Annotated in this window: 1 pseudogene; it reads left to right on the plus strand. The window is 57.3% G+C overall.

The annotated features are described in order from the left end of the window. Positions 1-473, plus strand: a pseudogene (locus A6013_RS28935) (TolC family protein); the annotation flags it as partial.

Below are 473 nucleotides of genomic sequence, written 5' to 3' on the forward strand. Positions count from 1 at the left end.
CTTCCCGACCATTTCACTGACCGCCAGCGCGGGCGTCGGCAGCGACTCGCTCTCCTCCCTGTTCAGCCACGGCATGAAGGTCTGGTCATTCGCGCCGTCCATCACCCTGCCGCAGTTCAGCGGTGGCAACAATCTGGCACAGCTGCGTTCAGCAGAGGCCGAGAAAACAGGGATAAGTGAGACCTAAGAAAAATGCATCCAGAAAGAGATTAAAAATGTGGCCGACTCGTTGGCGCCGCGAGAAACCGTCCGTCACACGGCCGCTGTTCAGCGGTGGCGACAATCTGGCGCAGCTGCGATATGCAGAAGCCGAGAAAAAAGGGTTAATAGCGACCTACGAAAAAGCCATCCAGAGCGCGTATAAAGACGTGGCCGACTCGCTGGCGCACCGTGAAACGCTCAGCGAGCAGCATGATGCCCAGCGAGAATACGTGGCGGCCGAGCAAAAAACGCTAGATATGACAACACCCAAC

The organism is Enterobacter sp. IF2SW-B1, assembly GCF_001743375.1.
GTDB classification, from domain to species: domain Bacteria; phylum Pseudomonadota; class Gammaproteobacteria; order Enterobacterales; family Enterobacteriaceae; genus Enterobacter; species Enterobacter bugandensis.